The following is a 22,517-nucleotide window of genomic DNA, read 5'->3' as shown; positions in this document are numbered from 1 at the left end:
CGCTGCCCATTGGTTAATTGGGAAACACCGTCCTGCGGTCAAACGGAAAAGCACTTCGATTATGCGCACATTGAACGAACATTGGCAATTAGGATTGAAAGACATTCGGCACGACCGTTGACGACTTCGGCGATAATGACGGTTAAAGCCGAGCGCGCGCATGCCGCGCCAGTCCCCAAGGCAACATCGCCATTCCCCGTGACCGCCACCGTTTCCAGAACGCTCGCAGAGCGCATCGAAGACCTGCTGCCGCAGACGCAATGCACCAAGTGCGGCTATCCGGCCTGCCGTCCCTACGCCGAAGCCATCGCCGCGGGCGAGGCGAACTACAACCAGTGCCCGCCCGGCGGCGCGCAAGGCATCGCGCGCCTCGCCGCGCTGCTCGACAAGCCCGTGATTCCGCTCGACACGACGCATGGCGAGGAGCGCGCGCGCCCGCTCGCCGTCATCGACGAGAACGTGTGCATCGGCTGCACGCTGTGCATGCAGGCTTGCCCGGTCGATGCGATCGCCGGCGCGGCGAAGCAGATGCACACGGTCATCGCCGAACTGTGCACGGGCTGCGATCTGTGCGTGCCGCCCTGCCCGGTCGATTGCATCGCGATGGTTCCCGTGACCGGCCCGCGCACCGGCTGGGACGCATGGAGCCAGGAGGAAGCCGATGCGGCGCGCGCGCGGCATGACCGGCGCATGACGCGCCTCGAACGCGAGCGCGCGGCGGCCGAAGCGCGGGCGAACGCGCGCCAGGCGTCGCGCTCGCAGGCCGAATCCAAAGCGCAGGAAAAGCCCGAAGCGCCCGCCGCGCAGGACGATCCCGAAGCGAAGAAGCGCGCGATCATCCAGGCCGCGCTCGAACGTGCGCGCAAGAAAAAGGAAGAGATGGCCAGCCTCGGCGCGGGTCCGAAAAACACCGAGCATGTCAGCACGGATGTTCAGGCGCAGATCGACGCGGCCGAAGCGCGCCGCCGCCGGCTCGGACTGACGGACGGCGAAAACGCGTCCCATCCCGGCGACGGCGAGCGCTCCGCCAACGTGAACGCCAAAAATCAACGCCACGAATGAACGCCACCAAGCGCCGCGCCATCTACGAAACGCTGCAAAGCCTGAATCCGCATCCGACGACCGAGCTCGAATACACGACGCCCTTCGAACTGCTGATCGCGGTGATGCTTTCCGCTCAGGCCACGGATGTTTCGGTGAACAAGGCGATGCGCAAGATGTTTCCCGTCGCCAACACGCCGACGGCGGTGCTCGCGCTCGGCGAAGAAGGCGTCTCGGACTTTATCCGCACCATCGGGCTCTATCGCACGAAGGCGAAAAACGTGATCGCGACGTGCCGGATTCTCATCGACCGACACGGCGGAGAAGTGCCGGACGATCGCGAGGCGCTCGAAGCGCTGCCCGGCGTCGGCCGCAAGACCGCGAACGTCATCCTGAACACGGCGTTCGGGCATCCGACGATCGCCGTCGATACGCACATCTTCCGCGTCGCGAACCGCACGGGGCTCGCGCCCGGCAAGGACGTGCGCACGGTCGAGACCGCGCTCGAAAAGTTCACGCCGAAGGAGTTCCTGCACGACGCGCATCACTGGCTCATTCTGCACGGGCGCTATGTCTGCAAGGCGCGCGTGCCCGAGTGCTGGCATTGCGCGATCGAGCCGCTGTGCGAATACCGGCCGAAGACGCCCGCGCCGGTGGAATGAGCGGCCCGCGGCGCCGCAGTCTACAATAGCGGGTTACGAAACCCGCATCGAATCAATACCTTATGTTCAACCCCAGCCGCGACGAAGTTCGCCAGTTCTTCACCGAGACGTGGCGCAAGGAGCGCGCCGGCGAAATCCTGACGCCGCTCGAAAGCATGGCCGCCGACTGGATCGGCGAGCATCCCGAATATCACGACGCGCTCGCGAACCCCGAAGCGCGAGACACCGATTACTCGCCGGATCGCGGCCAGACCAATCCGTTTCTGCATCTGTCGATGCATCTGGCGATCAGCGAGCAGTTGTCGATCGATCAGCCGCCGGGCATCCGCCGGGCGCACGACAGGCTCGTCGCGCGGCTCGGCTCGCCGCACGACGCACAGCACGCGATCATGGACTGCCTCGGGCAAGTGATCTGGGAAGCGCAGCGCTCGGGCACGCCGCCGGACACCGACGCCTATCTCGCCCTGATCGAGCGGCGTGCTTCGCGCGACTGAGCATCGAAACCGGCCCATCAAGCAAAACACCCCGCTTCGAGCGGGGTGTTTCGTTTGTCTGGGCCTGGCCGAACGACGCGCGCTTACTTCTTCAGGACGAGACTGCCGTCGAGCGATTCGATATAAGCCGCGAGATCCTTCAGGTCGCTCTGCGACAGGCTTTGCACCTGCGCCGCCATGATGGCGTTGTTGCGGCCGAAGTTCGGGTTGTTGCCGCCGATCTGATACTGGCGCAGCGCCCAGTAGATATAGGTCGCATGCTGACCCGCGAGACGCGGATACTCGCCGCTCACCGGCTTGTTGAGGCCGGGGCCGTGACAGGCCGCGCAGTTGTGGCTGTCCGAGAGCGCCTTGCCGTTGCTCACGTCGGCCGCGTGCGCCGCGCCGAACGACGTCATGCCGATCAGCGCCGCTGCCGCGCATGCTGCCTTGAAGCTGCTTTGAAGTGCCTTGGAGGGCTTCATGAATTCTCCTTCCCGTTGTCGCTCTGGCGTGCTTCGACGCCGGGATTACTTGTCGGGATTGTTCTTCGATTGGGGAGTCTGCGCAGCGTAGTACGCGGCGATATCGGCGATGTCCTGATCCGAGAGCGTCGTCGCGATAGCGCGCATCGTGTCGAAATGACGGTCGCCCTTCTTGTAGGCATGCAGCGCGTTGGCGATGTACTGCGCGTTCTGGCCGCCCAGCATCGGCACTTCATAGACCTCGGGGTACGCGGTGCGATAGCCGGGGATGCCGTGGCAGCCGATGCACATCGCGACCTTGCCCTCCGCAGCCTTCGCGTTGCCGACGACGTCGGCCGACGCCTCGGTCGCGAAGCCGGCGAGACCGGACAGCGCTGCAATCACGGCACATTTGCCGACGAAATTGTTCATAGCTCTTCTAACCTGGCTTGAGGGGAAATCCGGCGCTCAAAAGGCCGTGGCCCGCGCCGAGCGCGCTACAACCTTCTCGGGACTGTTTGCTGCTGCAGGGTCTGTCGCCACGCAGGCCAAAAAAATCGCGCTAATTGTACCGCGCGACCTACCCTCCGTCCACACACGAACCGCGCGGAAGCCTTGCTGGCAATGGGAACCGGCTGAAACGCAGTGGTTTGGCCTGCGACATTTCGTCCCTGTACAACCGACGAGCCCGCCTGCGCGCTCGCTAGAAACGCATCCCGGCGCATGCGGCCACCCGCCGATGGAGCGGCTCAAACGATACCCGGCGGGCCTCAATGCCGAAAGGTCTTCTGACTTATACTGGGATTTTTTTGCCAACCGGATCTTCGTCATGCGTTTCGAAGGCTCATCGCAATACGTCGCAACCGACGATCTCAAGCTCGCGGTCAACGCCGCGATGACGCTGCAACGGCCGCTGCTCATCAAGGGCGAGCCCGGCACCGGCAAGACCATGCTCGCGGAAGAAGTGGCGGACGCGCTCGGCATGCCGCTCCTGCAATGGCATATCAAATCGACGACCAAGGCGCAGCAGGGCCTCTACGAATACGACGCCGTATCGCGGCTGCGCGATTCACAGCTCGGCGACGAACGCGTGAAGGATATCCGCAATTACATCGTCAAGGGCGTGCTGTGGCAGGCGTTCGATTCCGACCAGCAAAGCGTGCTGCTCATCGACGAGATCGACAAGGCGGACATCGAATTTCCGAACGACCTGCTGCGCGAGCTCGACCGCATGGAGTTCTACGTCTACGAGACGCGCGAGCTCGTGAAAGCGAAGCATCGGCCGCTCGTCATCATCACGTCGAACAACGAAAAGGAGTTGCCGGACGCGTTCCTGCGCCGCTGCTTCTTCCACTACATCAAGTTCCCCGATGCCGAGACGATGAAAGCGATCGTCGACGTGCATTTTCCCGGCATCAAGCAGGAACTGCTGGCCGCGGCCATGCAGAGCTTCTTCGAATTGCGCGGCGTGTCGGGGCTGAAGAAAAAGCCGTCGACCTCCGAACTGCTCGACTGGCTCAAGCTGCTGCTCGCGGAAGACATTCCGTCCGAAGCGCTGCGCTCGTCGGACCAGAAGCAGATCGTGCCGCCGCTGCACGGCGCGCTTCTGAAGAACGAGCAGGATGTCGCGCTCTTCGAACGGCTGCTTTTCATGAACCGCAACCATCGCTAGACAATGAGCCGCTGGATCGAACCCGTCACGCTGGAAGGCGCACATGTGAAGCTCGTGCCGCTCACGCACGAGCACGAACAGGCGCTGACGGCCGCCGCGAGCGACGGCGAATTGTGGAAGCTCTGGTACACCTTCGTGCCCTCGCCCGACAAGACGCGCGCCTATATCGAGACCGCGCTGGACATGCGCGACCGCCTCGGCGCGCATCCCTTCGCGGTCATCGATGCGAAAACGGGCGACATCGTCGGCTCGACGCGCTATTTCGCGGTGGACGAAGCGAACCGGCGGCTGGAGATCGGCCATACGTGGTATGCGAAGCGCATGCAAAAGACCGCGCTCAACACCGAAGCCAAGCTGTTGCTGCTCACGCACGCATTCGACAAGCTGAACGCGATCGCGGTCGAGTTCCGCACGCATTTCATGAATCACGCATCGCGCGCGGCGATCGCGCGGCTCGGCGCGAAACAGGACGGCATTCTGCGCAACCATCAGATTGGCCGCGATGGCGTCTTGCGCGATACCGTCGTGTTTTCCATCATCCAGTCGGAATGGCCGGCGGTGCGCGCCAATCTCAACTACCGGCTCGACCGCTGAACTACGTCACGATGGAGAGCGCGCCATGCTGATCGACTTCTTCTACTCGCTGCGCGACGCGAAGCTGCCCGTCTCGGTCAAGGAATATCTGACCCTGCTCGAAGGGCTGAAGGCGCGGGTGATCTCGCCATCGCTCGACGAGTTCTATTTCCTCGCGCGCATGACGCTCGTGAAGGACGAGAAGTACTTCGACAAGTTCGACCGCGCGTTCGGCGCCTACTTCCACGGCCTGACGCAGTTGCCCGACGAAGCCTTCGACATTCCGCTCGACTGGCTCAAAAAACGCCTCGACCGCGAGTTCACGCCGGAGGAAAAGAAGCGCATCGAGGCGCTCGGCGGCCTCGACAAGCTGATGGAGCGCCTGAAGGAACTGATGGACGAGCAGAAGGAACGTCACGAAGGCGGCAACAAGTGGATCGGCACGGGCGGCACGTCGCCGTTCGGGCATGGCGGCTACAACCCGGAAGGCATTCGCATCGGCGGTGAATCGTCGGGCAATCGCACGGCCGTGAAAGTGTGGGACGAGCGCGCGTACAAGGATTACGACGATCAGGTGGAAATCGGCACGCGCAACATCAAGGTCGCGCTGCGGCGTCTGCGGCGCTTCGCGCGTGAAGGCGCGGCAGAAGAGCTCGACCTGCCCGACACGATCCGCAGCACCGCCGCCAACGCGGGCTGGCTCGATCTCAAGATGGTGCCCGAGCGCCACAACAACGTGAAAGTGCTGATGCTGCTCGATGTCGGCGGCTCGATGGACGATCACATCAAGCGCGTCGAAGAGCTCTTCTCGGCGGCGAAGGCCGAGTTCAAGCATCTCGAGTTCTACTACTTCCACAACTGCGTGTACGACTATCTGTGGAAGAACAATCGCCGCCGTCATCAGGAACGCACGCCCACGTTCGACGTGCTGCACAAGTTCACGCCGGAGTACAAGCTGATCTTCGTCGGCGACGCGACCATGAGTCCCTACGAAGTGCTTCAGCCGGGCGGCTCCGTCGAATACAACAATGCCGAGGCGGGCGCGGTGTGGCTGCGCCGTCTGGCGGACCAGTTTCCGCATCATGCGTGGCTCAATCCCGAGCCCGAGCGGCTATGGGAATACCGGCAGTCGATCGCCGCGATCCGCAACGTCCTCGGCAACCGCATGTACGGCCTCACGATGGCCGGCCTCGAAGCCGCGATGCGCGCGCTGTCCAAATAAGAAACTCGACATGAAAGCTTCCGCTCCGGCGCCCGCCGCGCCGCGTTTTCTCTTTGATACGTCGCTGTCCACCGTCGTCGCCGGCTTCGTCGCGATGATGACCGGCTACACCAGTTCGCTCGTGCTCATGTTCCAGGCGGGCCAGGCCGCGCATCTCACCGACGCGCAGATTTCGTCGTGGATCTGGGCGCTCTCGATGGGCATGGCGGTCTGCACGATCGGCCTGTCGCTGCGCTACCGCGCGCCGGTCGTCGTCGCGTGGTCGACGCCTGGCGCGGCGCTGCTCGTTTCGTCGCTGCCGAACGTCGCGTATGCCGATGCGATCGGCGCGTTCATCGTCTGCGCGGTGCTGCTGACCGCGGTCGGTCTCACCGGCTGGTTCGACACGCTGATGAAACGCGTCCCGTCGGGCATCGCCGCCGCGCTGCTCGCGGGCATCCTGTTCGAGATCGGCATCGAAATCTTTCGCGCCGCCGGACATCGCACGGCGCTCGTCGTCGTGATGTTCTTCGCATATCTCACGGCAAAGCGCTTCACGCCGCGCTACGCGATTCCTGCGACGCTCGTGGTGGGCGTCGCAGTCGCCGGCGGGCTCGGGCTGCTCGACTTCTCGCGCTTTCATGTCGCGCTCGCGCATCCCGTCTTCACGATGCCCGCGTTCTCGCTCGCCTCGGCCATCAGCATCGGCGTGCCGCTTTTCGTCGTCGCGATGGCCTCGCAGAACGTGCCCGGACTCGCCGTGCTGCGCGCGGACGGCTACGCGACGCCTTCCGCGCCGCTCATCTCGACCACCGGCATCGCCTCGCTCGTGCTCGCGCCGTTCGGCTCGCACGGCGTGAATCTCGCCGCCATCACCGCCGCGATCTGCACCGGCCGCGAAGCGCACGAGAATCGCGACAGGCGGTACACGGCGGCCGTCTGGTGCGGCATCTTCTATCTGATCGCGGGCACGTTCGGCGCGACCATCGCCGCGCTGTTCGCGGCCTTTCCGAAGGAGCTCGTCGTCTCCGTCGCGGCGCTCGCCCTCTTCGGCTCGATCATGAGCGGCCTCACCAACGCGATGCAGGACGCGCGCCAACGCGAGCCCGCGCTCGTCACGTTCATGGTGACGGCCTCGGGCCTGACGCTGCTGTCGATTGGATCGGCATTCTGGGGACTGGTCGCGGGCATCGTGACGCATGTCGTGCTCAACGCGCGGCGACCCTGAGGCGGCCTACAATGGCGGAACCGGCCCCGAATTTCCGGCTGGATTTTTGTCACAGGTTGGTGGTATTCCGTCATGGCTTTGATCGATAAACTGCTCGCGCGCACCACGCCCGGCGCCCAGAAACGCAAGACGATCGTGCGCGTGCTGCTCGACGACGCCGGGCACGTGCAGGACGTCGTGCTGAAGATGAGCTGCGGCGACGCCGCGAAAGACGCGCATGCGCTCGACGAGGTGCGCAAGATGCGGTTCGCGCGCGGCCAGCTCGGCTCGGGCACGGTGCGGCGCTGGCACGAACTCGCCTACGCCGCCGATTGAACGCATGCTCGCGCGCCCGGTCGAAACCGGCGTCGTCCGGCACGGGTTCAAACGGATTCACACGCACTCAGCGCGCTCGCCGCGCTCGGGACTAGAATGAGGGAATGACATTCAGGGGCGCGCCGCGCGAACGAAGTCGCCGCGCGGCGTCGCATTCATGGGCAATCCGCGGGTTACGACCGCACTTTGACAAGGCGCATCGCGTCTCAGACTCGACATGACATCCGCTCTCGACCAGCTCAAGCAATACACGACCGTCGTCGCCGACACGGGCGACTTCCAGCAATTCATCGCATTCAAGCCGCAGGACGCGACGACCAATCCGTCGCTCATTCTGAAGGCCGTCCAGAAGGACGATTACAAGCCGCTGCTCGAAAAGACCGTCAAGGAGCACGCGAAGCAGCCGATGCCGCAGATCATCGACAATCTGCTGGTCGCGTTCGGCACCGAGATTCTGAAGATCATTCCGGGCCGCGTCTCGACGGAAGTGGATGCGCGCCTCTCGTTCGACACGAAGGCCTCGATCGACAAGGCGCACGACATCATCAAGCTGTACGAAAACGCGGGCGTGAGCCGCGACCGCGTGCTGATCAAGCTCGCATCGACGTGGGAAGGCATCCGCGCGGCGGAAGTGCTGCAAAAGGAAGGCATCCACTGCAACATGACGCTGCTCTTCTCGCTTGCGCAGGCCGTCGCATGCGCCGAAGCGGGCGCGCAACTCATTTCGCCGTTCGTCGGCCGCATCTACGACTGGTACAAGAAGTCCGCCGGCGCGGAATGGGACGAAGCGAAGAACGGCGGCGCGAACGATCCGGGCGTGCAGTCGGTGCGCCGCATCTACTCGTACTACAAGAAGTTCGGCTACAAGACCGAAGTCATGGGCGCGAGCTTCCGCACGGTGAGCCAGATCACCGAACTCGCCGGCTGCGATCTGCTGACGATCAGCCCCGATTTGCTCAAGAAGCTCGCCGACAGTAACGACACGGTGGAGCGCAAGCTCTCGCCGGAAAACGTCAAGAACGAGAACGTGGAGAAAATCGGCGTCGACGAGCCGACCTTCCGCTTCCTCGTCAACGACGACGCAATGGCGACCGAAAAGCTCGCGGAAGGCATCCGCACCTTCGCCGCCGACGCGATCAAGCTCGAAAAGCTGATCACCTCGTTGCAGTAAATCGTCCTCATCCGATGGCCTGAAAGTCTACGGACAGAACCGCAAATCGAGCCGCCGCGCGGTTTCGATTTGCGGTTTTTTTCATTGCGCTTCTTCGTGACGCAATTTGACTAATTCCGAGTCAATGCGGCATCGCGTTGCAATAGACTTCCGTGCTCTGGCGGCATGTCCGCTTTCTATGCACGGAGCCGTTCGGTCATGCAACTGGATACCTACATTTTCTATAACGGCGACTGCGCCGCGGCGCTCGAACTGTATCAGGCCGCATTCGGCGCGCAGATCGCCGCGCTGGTCCGCTTCCGCGATGCGCCCGACGGCGGCAACGCCCCGCCCGACTGGCAGGACAAGGTCATGCACGCGGTGTTCCACGTCGGACCGAACGCGATCATGGTGTCGGACGGCCGCTACGGCCAGCCGCGCAAGGACTACTCCGGATTCACGCTGTCGATCGCCGCGGACGACGCGCCCGCGGGCGAGCGCATCTTCAACATGCTCGCCGAGGGCGGCAACGTGCTCACACCGTGGCAAAACACGTTCTGGACGCAAGGTTTCGGCATGCTGACGGATCGCTTCGGCGTGCCCTGGCTCATCAACGTGGTGCAGCCCGACGAAGTTCAGGCCGTCTGAGCGTCGTCAACGACCGTTACTCGCCAAGCGGCCGCGCGCCTTCGATATTCCACTGCCGCTCGATTTCCGACAGACGCAGCCGCAAGCGTTCCACCTGCTCGACGAAACGCATCGCGAGCCAGTGCATGCCCTGCGTCGCGTCGCTGGCCTTCTCGTCGATGTGCGGCGGCGGCAGCGGCGATAACTCCACCGCGCGATACAGCAAGCCCACGCGCCCGAAGCGCAACGCACGCGCCATCTGCAGGAGTTGCTGGCGCACCGTGTATTCGCGCGGCGTGCATGCGATCGCGAAACGGTCCGGCGATGCGCCCGCCGCTTCGGGCATCGAGCCCACCAGCAACTCCAGCGCCGCAAGAATCGAACGGTGCAGGCGCTGGATCTCTTCGAGCCGCGCCATCGTCACGTCGGTTTCCTTCGAGACCGATTCCATCAGCCCTCTCGACTGCACGAGCCGCTGGCTCATCTTGAAAAAGCGCTGGGCGGACTCCTCCGCGAGAAGCGGCGTGCCGTCGAGCAAGGCGCCGTAGAGCTTCGCGCATTCGCGCAGATTGTCCGCGAGACGGTAGCGCCACGAATAGGTCGCGTACTGCGGCAGCACGAACGAGAATCCGAGCGCGATCACGACGCCGATCAGCACGTTGGCCGTGCGCCACAGCCCGGTGGAAAGCGGCAGATCGCCGTGGCCGGAGACGATCACCATCGTGATCGCCGTGAGCAGCGCGACATAACCCGCCTTGCCGATCGCGTAGTAGGCGCAGCCGCCCGCGATCACGCACATCAGCACGAAGAAGACCATCGACGAGCCGGTGAGCATTTGCGCGACGATGAGCACCAGACCAAAGGACGCGCCGAGCATCGTGCCGACCGCGCGTTCCGCCGCCTTCTTGCGGATGTTGCCGTAGTGCTGCAAGCCGCCGATCACGACGAGCACCGAAACGGATGCCCACACGCCGTGCGGCATGTCGATGCCCGTCGTGACGGCGATCGATACGGCCATCGCGAGGCCGACGCGCACCGCGTGGATCAGCGCCGCGTGCCGGTAGCGGAAGTACGGCGAGGCGATCCAGTGCAGAAGGCGCGCGAGTTGGCTGCGCCGGGGTGACGTCGATGTCGGTGAAAGCATGGTTCGCTCGCGTCGGTGAAGACACACGCCTCACAACGAAGGCGGTCGAAAAACGAAAACGAAACGAAAAAGAAAAACGAAACGCCCGTAACGGCCATTCGGCTGCTACGGGCGTTTTACCAGCTTTTGGGGCTGCGCGTCGAACGGCTGCCCGACGCGCGGCCACGGCTTGGCGGATCAGCCTTCCACGATGTCCAGATAGTCTTCCGGACGCGTGCGGTCTTCCGAGCGCTTGAGGCCCAGCACGCGCACCAGCACGCTCACGACGATCGAAACGATCAGGTTCGCGATCAGCGCCCACACGGCCGCGTAGCCCGGCACGACATAGCCGAAGAGATGCAGCGGATAGATCGAGCCTTTCAGTTGCAGCGAGACGGCCATCCACGTGCCGACGCCGATGCCCACCGCCCAGCCGAGCAGCAGGCCGCGATGATCGAGCACGCGCGTATAGAGGCCGAGCACGAGCGCGGGCAGCGTCTGGATGATCCAGATGCCGCCGAGCAGTTGCAACTGGATTGCGTAGGTCAGCGGCAGCGCGAGAATGAACACGACCGCGCCGACCTTCACGATCAGCGACACCAGCTTGGCGACGTTGGTTTCCTGCTCAGGCGTCATCCTCGTGTTGACGAACTCGCGATGCACGTTGCGCGTGTACAGATTCGCCGCCGCGATCGACATGATCGCCGCCGGCACGAGCGCGCCGATGCCGATCGCCGCGAACGCCACGCCCACGAACCAGGACGGGAAGTAGTGCAGGAAGAGCGCCGGCACCGCGAAGTTCGCGCCGTAAGCCTTGAAGTACGACGCGTATTCCGGCATGTCCTTCACGCCCGACGCCAGCGCCATGTAGCCGAGCAGCGCGAGCAGGCCGAGCACGAGCGAGTACGCCGGCAGGAGCGACATGTTGCGGCGGATCGTGTTGCCCGAGTTCGACGACAGAATCGCCGTCACCGAGTGCGGGTACAGGAAGAGCGCGAGCGCGGAGCCGACCGCAAGCGTCGCATAGGCGCTGTAGCCGTTCAGGCTCGTCGCGTCGGGCGCTTTCAGCAACAGCTTCTCGGGCGGAACCGTGCTGAAGATGTGGCCGAAACCGCCGAGCTGCGCGGGAATCACGATCATCGCGGCGATGATGGTGATGTAGATCAGCACGTCCTTCACCACGGCGATCATCGCGGGCGCGCGCAGGCCCGACGTGTACGTGTACGCGGCGAGAATCGCGAACGCGATGATGAGCGGCAAATCGCCGACGAAGCCTTGCGTCGAGAAGCCGAGCGCGCCGATCACCACTTCGATGCCCACCAGTTGCAGCGCGATGTACGGCATCGTCGCGACGATGCCCGTCACCGCGACGGCGAGCGCGAGCATGCGGCTGTTGTAGCGCGCGTGCACGAAGTCGGCGGCGGTCACATAGCCGTGACGCTTCGCGATGCTCCAGAGCTTCGGAAACACGACGAACGCGAACGGATAGATGAGGATGGTGTACGGCAGCGCGAAGAAACCCGTCGCGCCCGCGCCGAACACGAGCGCCGGCACCGCGACGAATGTGTACGCGGTATAGAGATCGCCGCCGAGCAGGAACCACGTGACGATGGTGCCGAAGCGGCGTCCGCCGAGACCCCATTCGTCGAGCTGGCCGAGGTCGCCCTTGCGCCAGTGCGCGGCGACGAAGCCGAGAATCGTGACGCCGACGAAGAAGAGAACGAAGACGATGGTTGCGGTGAGATTCATCATGCCGCACCTCCATTCTTACGGCCGGAGGGCAGCGCCTTGGTCTTCACGTAGACCACGGCCGTAATGACCGCGCTGATCAGCACCCAGAGAAGCTGGTACCAGTAAAAATACGGAAAGCCCCACAGAACGGGCTCGATCTTGTTGTAAAACGGCACCCATACCACACCGATCCACGGAAGGATCAGAAGCCAAAGCCAATGCTTATTGCGCGGTTGTCCGGTGCCGGTCGCAGCTTCGTGGGCCATGAACGGTCTCCTCTTTGTTTTGATTCGCTGGGGTTATTGCGAGCCCGGCGGGATGCCGGTTGTCGGGTAGACACGCCGCTGAAAGCGCCCCGAAATAACAGAGGGAGTATATGGACCCTTAAAAGACGGTCAAGCAGGGAGAATCCCGACTATTCCGCTGATTTGAAAGGAATTTGTAAATAGGCCAAAACCCTTGCGCCGGGCCTTGGCCTTGTGCTTCGCCAATCAGATCGCGAAGGAACCGCTCGTCGCAACGCCCGCGCTTTCGGCGAGACCTTTGACCCACTTGCGCGCGGGCAGGCCGAGTTGCGTTTCGATGACCCTCGCGCGTGCGTCGAGCGCGGCGAACGGCACGTCGAGCGCGGGACCGGCGAACGCGATCGCGACGCGGTTGCCGTCATGCACTTCGGGCAGCGCGATGACGCGCCGATCGAACGCTTCGTTCAGGTGACGCATGTTGCGCACGAAGCTCGGATGATCGCCGAACAGGTTGATCGTCACGACACCCGCTTCAGGCGTGAGACATGCGCGGCATGCGCGATAGAACGACACGCTGTCGAGCACGGGGCCGCGCGCGGTGGCGTCGTAGAGATCGATCTGCAACGCGCCGGTCGTGCCGTGATTCGCGCGGTCGTTGACGAACTCCCACGCGTCGCGCTCCGTGACGGTGAGGCGCGCGTCGTCGTAGGGCAGCTCGAACATCGCGCGCGCGGCGATCACGACCGCCGGATTCAGCTCGACGGCTTCCACCTTCGCGCGCTTCAGAAAGCGATGACAGAACTTCGTCAGCGCGGCCGCGCCGAGCCCGAGCTGCACGATGCGCGCGGGCGTCTCGACGAAGAGCAGCCACGCCATCATCTGCTGCGCGTATTCGAGCTCGATGTGATCGGGCTTTTTCAGGCGCATCGCGCCTTGCACCCATTCGGTGCCGAAGTGCAGATAGCGCACGCCGCCCTCTTCCGAGAACGTCACGGGTGCGAAGCGCGGCTTGCGCGGCGCGTCGATGCGCGGCGCGTTGGCGAGATCGTCGTGATCGCGATCATCGCGTTTGCGCTTTGCCTTGTTGTCGTCTTTCTTGCGGCCGAACGCGCGGGCTTCGGCCGACGCGCGCTTGATGAGATTCGTCATTGTGTGGTGAGGATGTCGCGCCAGATGCGCAATTTTTGATCGAACGAGAGGATAGCATTGGCCGCGCTGGACGATGGCAGCACCAGCGTGTCATAGCCCGCCGCGGCGAGCACGGGCGCGAACTTGCCCGAGGTCTTGCCGTTGAAGCACACGCGGCGCAGCTTCGGAAAGCGCACGTGGAACGCGGCGAAATCGTTCGGCGATGCGTTGCGGATCGCGGCGTCGAGACTGCCTTCGCGCTCGCAGGCGGCGAGCACGTCCCACAGGCCGATGCCATGTTTTATCAGCCGTGCGAGGCGTTCGTCGTAGCTCAGCTCGTGCAGCGGTTCGCCGATTGCCGCGCCGACGAGCCGCCAGAACTGATTGCGCGGATGCGCGTAATACTGCGTCGCTGCGAGCGACGCGACGCCGGGAAAGCTGCCGAGGATGAGCGTGCGCGTCGCTTCGTCGCCGACCGGAGGAAAGCCTGCGAGCTTCATTTCGCCTCGCCGTGCGCGACGCGCTTCGCATGCGAACTCAGATGATCGTAAGCGCGCGCATGTTCGCGATGGCTCGGCGCATGCGACGCGGCAAGGCGCGTCCAGAGCGCGTCGAGCATGCATTCGGTGACCATCAGCGGCGCGCCGTGGCGCTTGAAGACCGAGCGTCTGGCGACGAGCGCGTGGCCTCCCTCCATCTGCGCCGACGCCAGCCTATACAGCGGATGCCGCGCCGTGATCCGGCTGCTTGCGAGCGCCGAGCGCGACACGCTGCTGTCGCTGTAGAGCAGTTCCGCGAGCGGCCGCGTGCGCAGGCGGCGCATCGACTGCCACACGCCCGTGCTGTGCGCGAGCGCGACGATGCTGTGCGCGACGACGAACGGCACGCCATCCACTTTCAATGCGACTTCGCGCACCCACACGGGCGTGCGCGGCGTAATGCGCAGGGCGCGCGCTTCGTCGCGCCAGGGCATGTCGACGGCCTCGCGCGTGACCTCGACCGTCACCGCGCCGAGCGTGCGCAAGTGCGCCGTCAGCGAGCCGCCTCGGGTGAGCCAGTCCTTTCGTGCGTCGGAAAGCGTGGGGAGCGGGACGACGCGCCAGTGCGCGTCGGTGGGATCGTTGGGCGTGAGCATGCTGCGGATTATATGACCGGCTCTTGCTTAGGACGATTCGTATGGAATCAGCGTGCTTCGTGAAAGAAACTGAGCCGCCGGTTCGTGTGCCGGGTCCGGCCGCGCTTCAAGCGCGAACATCGGCACATCATCGAGAGGACATCGCATGTCGAAAAACAAGAAACAGACATCGCAGAAAGTAGCGCATCTCGCGGCGGAAACGCTGCATGACCCGAAGGCGTCGGCCATCAAGAAAAGTCTCGCCGCTTCGGCCTTGTCGCAATCGCACACCAGCAAGCAAACGAGCGCCGAGATGGAGCATAAGGCGAGCGAGGTGCTTCACAGCAACAAGTATTCGGAAGAAACGAAGACGCTCGCCGCGTCGGTCCTTGCGCAGTCCAACAAGGAACGCAAGCTGAAATGAAAAACGCGCCGCCGGTTTCCCGGCGGCGCGTCCTTAACCAAGCGCGCGCAGCTTCTTAACGCGCCAGCAACAACGCGTTCGTGCGCTTCACGAAACTCGCCGGATCTTCCAGCGCGCCGCCTTCGGCAAGCAGCGCCTGATCGAACAGCAGATGGCACCAGTCCGCGAAGTTGGCGCTGTCGGTGTTCAAGGCCTTCACGAGCGGATGCTCCGGATTCACTTCGAGAATCGGCTCCGCTTGCGGCGCATTCTGGCCCGCCGCCTTCAGCATGCGTTGCAGATAACCGCTCATGTCGCCTTCATCCGCGACGAGACAGCTCGGCGAATCCGTCAAACGGAACGTGAGACGCACGTCCTTCGCCTTGCCTTCGAGCGCTTCCTTCATCTTCTCGACGAGCGGCTTCAGTTCCTCGCCGACCTTCTCCTGCTGCTGCTTTTCCTCGTCGTTGAGCGCGCCGAGATCGAGATCGCCGCGCGCGACGCTCTGCAAGGGCTTGCCATCGAACTCGTTCAGGAACGACAGCATCCACTCGTCGACGCGGTCCGTGAGCAGCAGCACTTCGACGCCCTTCTTGCGGAACACTTCGAGATGCGGGCTGTTCTTCGCGGCCTGCCAGCTATCGGCGGTGACGTAATAGATCTTCGTCTGCTCGGGCTTCATGCGCGCGACGTAATCCGCCAGCGACACGTTCTGTTCGGCGCTGTCGTTCTGCGTCGATGCGAAGCGCACCAGCTTCGCGATGCGCTCGCGATTGCTGAAGTCCTCGCCGATGCCTTCCTTCAAAACCTGACCGAACTCGTTCCAGAACGTCTGATACTTCTGCTTGTCGGCGTCTTCCGTGGCTTCGGCGGACGACGTCGCGATGTCTTCGAGCATCGACAGCACGCGCTTGGTCACGCCTTCGCGAATCGCCTTCACGTCGCGGCTTTCCTGCAGGATTTCGCGCGACACGTTGAGCGGCAGATCGGCCGAATCGACCACGCCCTTCACGAAGCGCAGATAGGCGGGCAGCAATTGCTCGGCGTCGTCCATGATGAACACGCGCTTCACGTACAGCTTGAGCCCGCCGCGATGCTCACGGTTCCACAGATCGAACGGCGCGTGCTTCGGCACGTACAGCAGTTGCGTGTACTCGCTGCGGCCTTCGACGCGATTGTGCGTCCAGGCGAGCGGATCGTCGTGGTCGTGCGAGATGTGCTGATAGAACTGCTTGTACTGCTCGTCCGTGATGTCGTTCTTCGGGCGCGTCCACAGCGCGCTCGCCTGATTGACGGTCTCGTCCTCGTCCTTCGTGACCATCTCGCTCTTTTCGGCGTCCCATTCTTCCTTCTTCATCAGGATGGGCAGCGCGACGTGATCCGAATACTTCTGGATGATCGACTTGAGGCGGTGCGTGGACAGCAGGTCGTCCTCGTCCGCACGCAGATGCAGCGTGATGGTGGTGCCGCGTTGCGCGCGCTCGATGTCCTCGACTTCGAAATCGCCCTCGCCCGCGCTCGTCCAGCGCACGCCTTGGTTCGCCGGCAAGCCCGCGCGGCGCGTCTCGACCGTGATCTTGTCCGCGACGATAAAGCCCGAATAGAAGCCCACGCCAAACTGCCCGATGAGCGCCGCGTCCTTCTGCTGGTCGCCCGAGAGCTTCGAGAAGAATTCCTTCGTGCCCGAACGCGCGATGGTGCCGAGATGCGAGATGGCCTCGTCGCGGCTCATGCCGATGCCGTTGTCGTCGATGGTGACCGTGCGCGCGGCCTTGTCGTACGACACGCGGATGCGCAGATCCGGATCGCTTTCGTACAGCGCGCTATTTTCGATGGCTTCGAAGCGCAGCTTGTCGGCGGCGTCCGACGCGTTGGAAATCAGCTCACGCAGGAAAATTTCCTTGTTGCTGTAGAGCGAATGGATCATCAGGTGCAGAAGCTGCTTCACTTCTGCCTGAAAGCTCATGGTTTCTTGCGCCATGCTCGGGTCCTCTGTGTTGATTTCGTTGGTGCCTGAAGTCGATCGGGCGGGCAGCCCTCTTGTCTTGCCTCGCCGCGAATTCGTCCGATATGAGGGCAGCGCCGCAATTTTCAAGAGCCATCGTAAGATGTGGCTTGCGAACGACCGATTCCCTCCCGCACCGCGATGCCGCTCTTCAGAAAACGCCACGCCCGCCCGCTCACGCCCGGCGAAACCGCGATGGCCCGGCTCGTGTTCGGCGATGCGATCGACTACCCGAAGGTCGCGGTCTACGCCTGCGCCTATCTGCCGTTCGGCCTGCAGCCACGCCGCACGGCGATGGCGCCCAACGGCAACCTGTATTTTCCGCCCGGCTGCTTTCAGGACGACTTTTCCGCCTGCGCCCTGGCCGGCCGCATGTGGTTCATCCACGAAATGACGCACGTGTGGCAGTTCCAGCTCGGCTATCCGGTGCGCTTGCGCGGCGCACTGCGCATCGGCTTGCCGTACGCCTACACGCTTGGCGACGGCAAGCGTCTGTCCGACTACAACATGGAAGCGCAAGGCAACCTGCTCGCGGACTATTTCGCGCTGAAATTCTGCGACGGGCAAAGCGGCTTGTACGAGCATCGCTACCGGCAAGTGGACAACGCGCTCGCGTGCTACGAATCCGTGCTCGACGATTTCATCCGCGCGCCCGCCGATCGGCAGAACCTGCCGGGACGCCGCGCTCAGGCGCTGCGCCGCGCGGCCTTATCCAGGTAATTCGAGAGGAATTCGGCCAGCGCCGGATCGCCGCAATTGGCGATATTGAAACGCATCCACGTCGTCGGCGACTGATGCGGCGAAAAAAGACTGCCTGGCGTCAGCAGAAAACCGGCTTCGTGTCCCGCTGCCGCGAGGCCATCGGAATCGACACCCGCATCCGCCCACAGGAACATGCCCGCGCCGGGCGTTGCGAAGAGGCGCAGGCCGGTCTTCTCCAGCATGCGCGCGGTCTTCTCGCGCACGCCGTCGAGCCGCGCGCGCAGGCGCTCGACATGCCGCCGGTAATGCCCTTCCGTCAGCACCTTGTAGACGACGCGCTCGTTGAGTTCGGGGCTCGTCATGCCGACGAGCATCTTCTGGTCGGCCAGCGCCTTCGCCACCTCGGGCGCCGCCGCGATATAGCCGACGCGCAGATTCGCCGCGAGCGTTTTCGAAAAGCTGCCGAGAAAGATCACGCGCTTCAATTGATCGAGCGAGGCGAGACGCGTCGCGGGAAACGCCGGCGGGCACAGGTCGCCGTAAACATCGTCCTCGACGACGATGAAATCGTATTCCTGCGCCAGTTGCAGGATGCGAAACGCCTGGCTGCCCGTGAGCGACGTGCCCGTCGGATTCTGCAGGACAGAGTTGATGATGAGCATCTTCGGACGCCAAGTCGCGACCAGCGTTTCGAGCGCGTCGAGATCGGGGCCGTCCTGCGTGTACGGCATGCCGATAAGCCGCGCGCCTTGCGAGGCGAAGCGGCCGAACATCTGGAACCACGCCGGATCGCCGACGATCACCGCATCGCCCGGTTTGACGTAGAGGCGCGCGATCAGGTCGATCGCCTGCGTGATGCCCGACACGAGCACGATCTGCCTGGCCGCCGACGCGCCGATTTCCAGTTCGGCGAGCCGCGTCTGCAACTGCTGGCGCAGCGGCAAGAATCCTTGCGGCGTGCCGAAGCCGAGCATCTGCGCACCGCTCTGCCGCGACAGCGCGCGCAGCGCGTTGGTGATCAGTTCGCCGTCGAGCCAGCGTCCCGGCAGATAGCCGAGCCCCGGCCCTTTTTCCGGGCTCGACGTATGCAGCATGTTGCGCAGCAGCCAGACCACGTCGATGGTGTTCTGCACCGGCTCGCGCTCCGCCGCGAGCGCCGGCGTTTCGCCCTTCGCAACGAGCGTCGGTCCGCTGCGCTCGCGCACGTAGAAACCGGAGCCGCGCCGCGAATCGAGGTAGCCGTGCGCGACGAGCCGCTCGTAAGCCTCGACGACCGTGAAGCGCGACACGCCCTTGTCGAGCGCGAGCTTGCGGATCGACGGCATGCGCATGCCGGGACGGAACACGCGCTCGTCGATGCGGCGGCGGCCCCACTGCACCAGTTGGTCGACGAGCGTGAGCTGGGCCGCGTCGTGCGGGGCGGGAATCTGGTCGAGCGGAACGGACATGCGAGCCTCCGGTCTTCGGCGCACGCTGGCGTGCGCCGGTGGAAAACTGTACCGAATAGTATTGGGCCGATTGTACCGTTACTGTTACGGTGATAGCGGCTACATTTTGCTTTCGGGCTCCCGGCGCGCACGAGGGACGCGTTATGCTATCGGCCCCTTTTTGGCTCGCTTCGCCCGTCATGACCGAACATCGACTCAAACTCGATCACCTCGTGATCGCCGCACGCACGCTGGACGAAGGCGCGCGCTTCGTCGCCGCGAAATTCGGCGTCGAGACAGCGGGTGGCGGCGCGCATCCGTCGATGCGCACGCACAACCGCCTGCTGAATCTGTGGGACGGCGCGTATCTCGAAGTCATCGCGATCGATCCGGCCGCCGCGCCCGCCGAATCGACGAGGCCGCGTCTTTTCGCGCTCGACGATCCGGCGCTGCAACACCGGCTCGAAGCGCACGGCCCGCAACTCGTGCACTGGGTGGCGCGCGTCGAACGGCCCAAGTCGCTCGGGCGCTGGCGCGAACAGTATCCGGATCGCATCGCGCCGGTCGCGGCCATGTCGCGGGGCGGCAATACATGGGGCCTCACCGTCCGCGACGACGGCGCGTTTCCGTCGTGGCAAGGCGCGGGCGATGGCGTGCTGCCGTCGCTGATTCAGTGGGACACGCCGCGCCATCCGAGCGCGACGTTGCCGGAATCGGGCATCGCGCTGCGCTCGCTGACGGGCTTTCATCCGGAGGCGCAGACGCTCGCGGCGCAACTCGCGTGGCTCGGCGCGGCGCATCTGATGCGCGTCGAGGCGACGGCGGGCGCGCCCGTGCTCGTCGCCGAGTTCGATTTGCCGGACGGTTCCGTGCTGACGCTCGGCGAATCGGCGGAAGCGGCAGCGGCGCGCGAGGAAGAAGCAGCTCAGGCGGCGAAGCGCCGCCGCACGACGAAAGCAGCATCATCACCCGATACCAAGGACTGACGCACCGGTCCAAACAAGGAGACGCTACACGATGAAGACCCGCGAAACCGAAGGCATGCTGCTGGGCCTGATCGGCGTCGTCATTTTCAGCCTCACGCTGCCGATGACGCGCATCGTGGTCGAGCAAGTGCATCCGATCCTGAACGGGCTCGGGCGCGCGCTCGTCGCGGCGGTTCCGGCCGCAGCGCTCCTGCTCTGGCGTCGCGAAAAGCTGCCGACGTGGCCGCAGGTCAAGAGCCTGGCCGTGGTGTCGCTCGGCGTCATCATCGCGTTTCCGGTGTTTTCCGCCTGGGCCATGAAAAGCGTGCCCGCCTCGCACGGCGCGGTCGTGAACGGCCTGCAGCCGCTGTGCGTCGCGGTCTATGCCGCGTGGCTCTCGCACGAGCGGCCCTCGAAGGCGTTCTGGGCGAGCGCGATCGCGGGCAGCGCGATCGTCGTCGCGTTCGCGTTGCAGGCGGGCGGCGGCCTGCAGGCCGGCGACCTGCTGATGCTCGTCGCGGTCGGCATCGGCGCGCTCGGCTATGCGGAAGGCGCACGCCTCGCGCGTCAGATGGGCGGCTGGCAGGTGATCTGCTGGGCGCTCGTGGTCTCCGCGCCGTTTCTGGTGTTGCCGGTCGGCTGGCTCGCGTGGGCGCATCATATGGCGCATCCGGAACCGCTCGCGCTGCGCACGTGGCTCGCGTTCGGCTATGTCACGCTGTTTTCGCAGTTCATCGGCTTCTTCGCCTGGTATGCCGGCCTGGCGATGGGCGGGATCGCGCGCGTCGGGCAGGTTCAACTGCTGCAAATCTTCTTCACGATGGCGTTTTCCGCGCTTTTCTTCGGCGAACACGTGAGCGGATCGACGTGGCTGTATGCGGCCGCCGTGATCGTCACCGTCGTGCTTGGCCGCAAGGCCGCCGTGCGCGCCGCGCCGCCGTCCGCGCCGGTCGCCGCCCGCACGACCCACGCAAGATGACGCACTCGCGCGATAATCGACGTTTGCGGCATGGTCCGCGATAAAAAACACTCCCGAGACACACCCGAGACAACCGAGGCATTTCCATGAACCAAGCCGATCTCCGCGCCACGCCGTGGCAACTCTCCGAACGCGCCCGCAAGCTCACCAGTTCGGCGATTCGCGAAATCCTGAAGGTCACGGAACGGCCGGAAGTCATTTCCTTCGCGGGCGGCCTGCCCTCGCCCGCGACCTTTCCGGTCGAGGAAATGCGCCATGCCTCGGAGCACATCCTGCGCGATCAGGCCGCGGCCGCCCTCCAGTACAGCGCGACCGAAGGCTATATGCCGCTGCGCGAATGGGTCGCGGCGCGCTATTCGGTGAACGGCGCGCATATCCGCCCGACGCAGGTGCTCATCACGACCGGCTCGCAGCAGGCGCTCGATCTGCTCGGCAAGACGCTCATCGATCCGGGTAGCCGCGTGCTCGTCGAAACGCCCACGTACCTCGGCGCGCTGCAGTCGTTCTCGCTGTTCGAGCCGCACTACGCGCAGGTGCCCACCGACGAATCCGGCCTGATTCCCGAAGCGCTCGATGCCGCGCTCACCGCAGACGCGCGCCTGCTCTACGCGCAGCCGAACTTCCAGAACCCGACGGGCCGCCGCCTGCCGCTCGAACGCCGCCGCGCTCTCGCCGCGTTCGCGCAGAAGGCTTCATTCCCGGTGATCGAAGACGATCCCTACGGCGCGCTCGATTACGCCGGCGCCCCGCTGCCCACGCTGCTCTCAATGGCGCCCGACCACATCGTGCATCTCGGCTCGTTCTCGAAGGTGCTCGCGCCGGGTTTACGCGTGGGCTACATCATCGCGCCCGAGGAGCTGCACTTCAAACTCGTGCAGGCCAAGCAGGCGACCGATCTGCATACGCCGAGCCTCACGCAGCGCATCGTCTACGAAGTGGTGAAGGACGGCTTTCTCGACCGGCACGTGCCGACCATCCGCGCGCTTTATCGCGATCAATGCCACGCGATGCTCGACGCGCTGGAACGCCACATGCCCGCCGGAGTCGAATGGAACCGCCCGGAAGGCGGCATGTTCGTGTGGGTAAAGCTGCCGAAGCATATCGATTCGATGAAGCTGCTGGAGCAGGCGATCGCGCAAAACGTGGCCTTCGTGCCGGGCGGCCCGTTCTTCGCGAACGAACCCGAGCGCCATACGATGCGCCTCTCGTTCGTCACCGTGCCGCCGGCAACGATCGACGCCGGCGTGGCGAAACTCGGCGCGCTGATTCGCGCGAGCATCTGATTTTCA

At 64.4% G+C, this 22,517-nt stretch carries 25 protein-coding genes; 15 read left to right on the top strand and 10 right to left on the bottom strand.

The window, feature by feature from the left end; all coding sequences use genetic code 11:
* Positions 1 to 198: 198 nt before the first annotated feature.
* The 3 genes from rsxB to AWB70_RS03980 all read left to right on the top strand — a co-directional run bounded on the left by rsxB (position 199) and on the right by AWB70_RS03980 (position 2,197).
* Positions 199 to 1,062 carry an electron transport complex subunit RsxB gene (gene rsxB / locus AWB70_RS03990; RefSeq protein ID WP_053567768.1) on the top strand — a complete coding sequence of 288 codons (864 nt, stop codon included), beginning with the start codon at positions 199 to 201 and terminating at the stop codon, positions 1,060 to 1,062.
* Positions 1,059 to 1,703 (top strand): endonuclease III, encoded by a 645-nt coding sequence (nth, locus tag AWB70_RS03985; protein WP_053567767.1) that lies wholly within the window; start codon positions 1,059 to 1,061, stop codon positions 1,701 to 1,703. The genes rsxB and nth overlap by 4 nt, the downstream gene beginning before the upstream one ends.
* Positions 1,704 to 1,765: 62 nt before the next feature.
* The gene (locus AWB70_RS03980; protein ID WP_014190876.1) at positions 1,766 to 2,197 is read left to right on the top strand and encodes a DUF1841 family protein; all 432 of its coding nucleotides are present in this window, start codon (positions 1,766 to 1,768) and stop codon (positions 2,195 to 2,197) included.
* A gap of 83 nt (positions 2,198 to 2,280) precedes the next feature.
* Here the strand turns inward: AWB70_RS03980 and AWB70_RS03975 are convergent, their stop codons facing one another.
* Together AWB70_RS03975 and AWB70_RS03970 are read right to left on the bottom strand one after the other, a co-directional pair.
* A complete protein-coding gene (locus tag AWB70_RS03975; protein WP_053567766.1) occupies positions 2,281 to 2,661 on the bottom strand; it encodes a c-type cytochrome in 381 nt (126 codons plus the stop codon).
* A 45-nt stretch (positions 2,662 to 2,706) separates the two neighbouring features.
* Complete coding sequence (locus AWB70_RS03970) at positions 2,707 to 3,072, bottom strand: c-type cytochrome (protein WP_014190874.1); 366 nt, start codon at positions 3,070 to 3,072, stop codon at positions 2,707 to 2,709.
* 397 nt (positions 3,073 to 3,469) lie between these two features.
* Between AWB70_RS03970 and AWB70_RS03965 the strand changes: the two genes are divergently transcribed.
* From AWB70_RS03965 to AWB70_RS03935, 7 genes are all read left to right on the top strand, one after another.
* Positions 3,470 to 4,312: an AAA family ATPase gene (locus AWB70_RS03965; RefSeq protein WP_053567765.1), complete on the top strand. Its 843-nt coding sequence runs from the start codon at positions 3,470 to 3,472 to the stop codon at positions 4,310 to 4,312.
* A 3-nt stretch (positions 4,313 to 4,315) separates the two neighbouring features.
* A complete protein-coding gene (locus AWB70_RS03960; protein WP_053567764.1) occupies positions 4,316 to 4,906 on the top strand; it encodes a GNAT family N-acetyltransferase in 591 nt (196 codons plus the stop codon).
* A 25-nt stretch (positions 4,907 to 4,931) separates the two neighbouring features.
* Positions 4,932 to 6,107, top strand: coding sequence for a vWA domain-containing protein (locus AWB70_RS03955; protein WP_053567763.1), 1,176 nt, complete (start codon positions 4,932 to 4,934; stop codon positions 6,105 to 6,107).
* Positions 6,108 to 6,117: 10 nt separating this feature from the next.
* Positions 6,118 to 7,314 (top strand): benzoate/H(+) symporter BenE family transporter, encoded by a 1,197-nt coding sequence (locus AWB70_RS03950; RefSeq protein ID WP_053567762.1) that lies wholly within the window; start codon positions 6,118 to 6,120, stop codon positions 7,312 to 7,314.
* Positions 7,315 to 7,386: 72 nt separating this feature from the next.
* A complete protein-coding gene (locus AWB70_RS03945; RefSeq protein ID WP_053567761.1) occupies positions 7,387 to 7,629 on the top strand; it encodes an energy transducer TonB in 243 nt (80 codons plus the stop codon).
* A gap of 217 nt (positions 7,630 to 7,846) precedes the next feature.
* The gene (gene tal / locus AWB70_RS03940; protein WP_053567760.1) at positions 7,847 to 8,800 is read left to right on the top strand and encodes a transaldolase; all 954 of its coding nucleotides are present in this window, start codon (positions 7,847 to 7,849) and stop codon (positions 8,798 to 8,800) included.
* A 198-nt stretch (positions 8,801 to 8,998) separates the two neighbouring features.
* The gene (locus tag AWB70_RS03935) at positions 8,999 to 9,427 is read left to right on the top strand and encodes a VOC family protein (RefSeq protein WP_053567759.1); all 429 of its coding nucleotides are present in this window, start codon (positions 8,999 to 9,001) and stop codon (positions 9,425 to 9,427) included.
* A gap of 16 nt (positions 9,428 to 9,443) precedes the next feature.
* On the opposite strand, the gene AWB70_RS03930 is transcribed toward AWB70_RS03935, so the two are convergent.
* The 6 genes from AWB70_RS03930 to AWB70_RS03905 all read right to left on the bottom strand — a co-directional run bounded on the left by AWB70_RS03930 (position 9,444) and on the right by AWB70_RS03905 (position 14,768).
* Positions 9,444 to 10,550 carry an FUSC family protein gene (locus AWB70_RS03930; protein ID WP_053567758.1) on the bottom strand — a complete coding sequence of 369 codons (1,107 nt, stop codon included), beginning with the start codon at positions 10,548 to 10,550 and terminating at the stop codon, positions 9,444 to 9,446.
* Between the two features lie 177 nt (positions 10,551 to 10,727).
* Positions 10,728 to 12,278: a monocarboxylate uptake permease MctP gene (gene mctP / locus AWB70_RS03925; RefSeq protein WP_014190865.1), complete on the bottom strand. Its 1,551-nt coding sequence runs from the start codon at positions 12,276 to 12,278 to the stop codon at positions 10,728 to 10,730.
* A complete protein-coding gene (locus AWB70_RS03920) occupies positions 12,278 to 12,526 on the bottom strand; it encodes a DUF3311 domain-containing protein (RefSeq protein WP_014190864.1) in 249 nt (82 codons plus the stop codon). The genes mctP and AWB70_RS03920 overlap by 1 nt, the downstream gene beginning before the upstream one ends.
* Positions 12,527 to 12,751: 225 nt before the next feature.
* A complete protein-coding gene (locus AWB70_RS03915) occupies positions 12,752 to 13,654 on the bottom strand; it encodes a class I SAM-dependent methyltransferase (protein ID WP_053567757.1) in 903 nt (300 codons plus the stop codon).
* Positions 13,651 to 14,133, bottom strand: a complete 483-nt coding sequence (locus AWB70_RS03910; RefSeq protein ID WP_053567756.1) for a DNA-deoxyinosine glycosylase — start codon at positions 14,131 to 14,133, stop codon at positions 13,651 to 13,653. Before AWB70_RS03910 ends, AWB70_RS03915 begins: the two co-directional genes overlap by 4 nt.
* The gene (locus AWB70_RS03905) at positions 14,130 to 14,768 is read right to left on the bottom strand and encodes a chorismate--pyruvate lyase family protein (protein WP_053567755.1); all 639 of its coding nucleotides are present in this window, start codon (positions 14,766 to 14,768) and stop codon (positions 14,130 to 14,132) included. The genes AWB70_RS03910 and AWB70_RS03905 overlap by 4 nt, the downstream gene beginning before the upstream one ends.
* A gap of 145 nt (positions 14,769 to 14,913) precedes the next feature.
* Here AWB70_RS03905 and AWB70_RS03900 point away from each other — a divergent pair, with 145 nt between their 5' ends.
* Positions 14,914 to 15,171 carry a hypothetical protein gene (locus tag AWB70_RS03900; protein WP_053567754.1) on the top strand — a complete coding sequence of 86 codons (258 nt, stop codon included), beginning with the start codon at positions 14,914 to 14,916 and terminating at the stop codon, positions 15,169 to 15,171.
* 55 nt (positions 15,172 to 15,226) lie between these two features.
* Here AWB70_RS03900 and htpG read toward each other — a convergent pair whose 3' ends face one another.
* Positions 15,227 to 17,131, bottom strand: coding sequence for a molecular chaperone HtpG (gene htpG, locus AWB70_RS03895; protein WP_053567753.1), 1,905 nt, complete (start codon positions 17,129 to 17,131; stop codon positions 15,227 to 15,229).
* A gap of 165 nt (positions 17,132 to 17,296) precedes the next feature.
* On the opposite strand from htpG, the gene AWB70_RS03890 reads away from it, so the two are divergent.
* Positions 17,297 to 17,875: a hypothetical protein gene (locus AWB70_RS03890; protein ID WP_053567752.1), complete on the top strand. Its 579-nt coding sequence runs from the start codon at positions 17,297 to 17,299 to the stop codon at positions 17,873 to 17,875.
* On the opposite strand, the gene AWB70_RS03885 is transcribed toward AWB70_RS03890, so the two are convergent.
* A complete protein-coding gene (locus AWB70_RS03885; protein WP_014190857.1) occupies positions 17,842 to 19,305 on the bottom strand; it encodes an aminotransferase-like domain-containing protein in 1,464 nt (487 codons plus the stop codon). The two genes, AWB70_RS03890 and AWB70_RS03885, sit on opposite strands and share 34 nt — an antisense overlap.
* A gap of 179 nt (positions 19,306 to 19,484) precedes the next feature.
* Here AWB70_RS03885 and AWB70_RS03880 point away from each other — a divergent pair, with 179 nt between their 5' ends.
* The 3 genes from AWB70_RS03880 (at position 19,485) to AWB70_RS03870 (ending at position 22,511) form a co-directional block, all read left to right on the top strand.
* Positions 19,485 to 20,270: a VOC family protein gene (locus tag AWB70_RS03880; protein ID WP_053568101.1), complete on the top strand. Its 786-nt coding sequence runs from the start codon at positions 19,485 to 19,487 to the stop codon at positions 20,268 to 20,270.
* A gap of 31 nt (positions 20,271 to 20,301) precedes the next feature.
* Complete coding sequence (locus AWB70_RS03875; protein WP_053567751.1) at positions 20,302 to 21,228, top strand: DMT family transporter; 927 nt, start codon at positions 20,302 to 20,304, stop codon at positions 21,226 to 21,228.
* Positions 21,229 to 21,314: 86 nt separating this feature from the next.
* The gene (locus AWB70_RS03870; RefSeq protein WP_014190854.1) at positions 21,315 to 22,511 is read left to right on the top strand and encodes an aminotransferase-like domain-containing protein; all 1,197 of its coding nucleotides are present in this window, start codon (positions 21,315 to 21,317) and stop codon (positions 22,509 to 22,511) included.
* The last annotated feature ends 6 nt before the right edge of the window (positions 22,512 to 22,517 follow it).

It is taken from the genome of Caballeronia cordobensis, assembly GCF_001544575.2.
Taxonomy (GTDB): domain Bacteria; phylum Pseudomonadota; class Gammaproteobacteria; order Burkholderiales; family Burkholderiaceae; genus Caballeronia; species Caballeronia cordobensis.
This window is presented reverse-complemented; position numbering and strand designations above follow the sequence as displayed.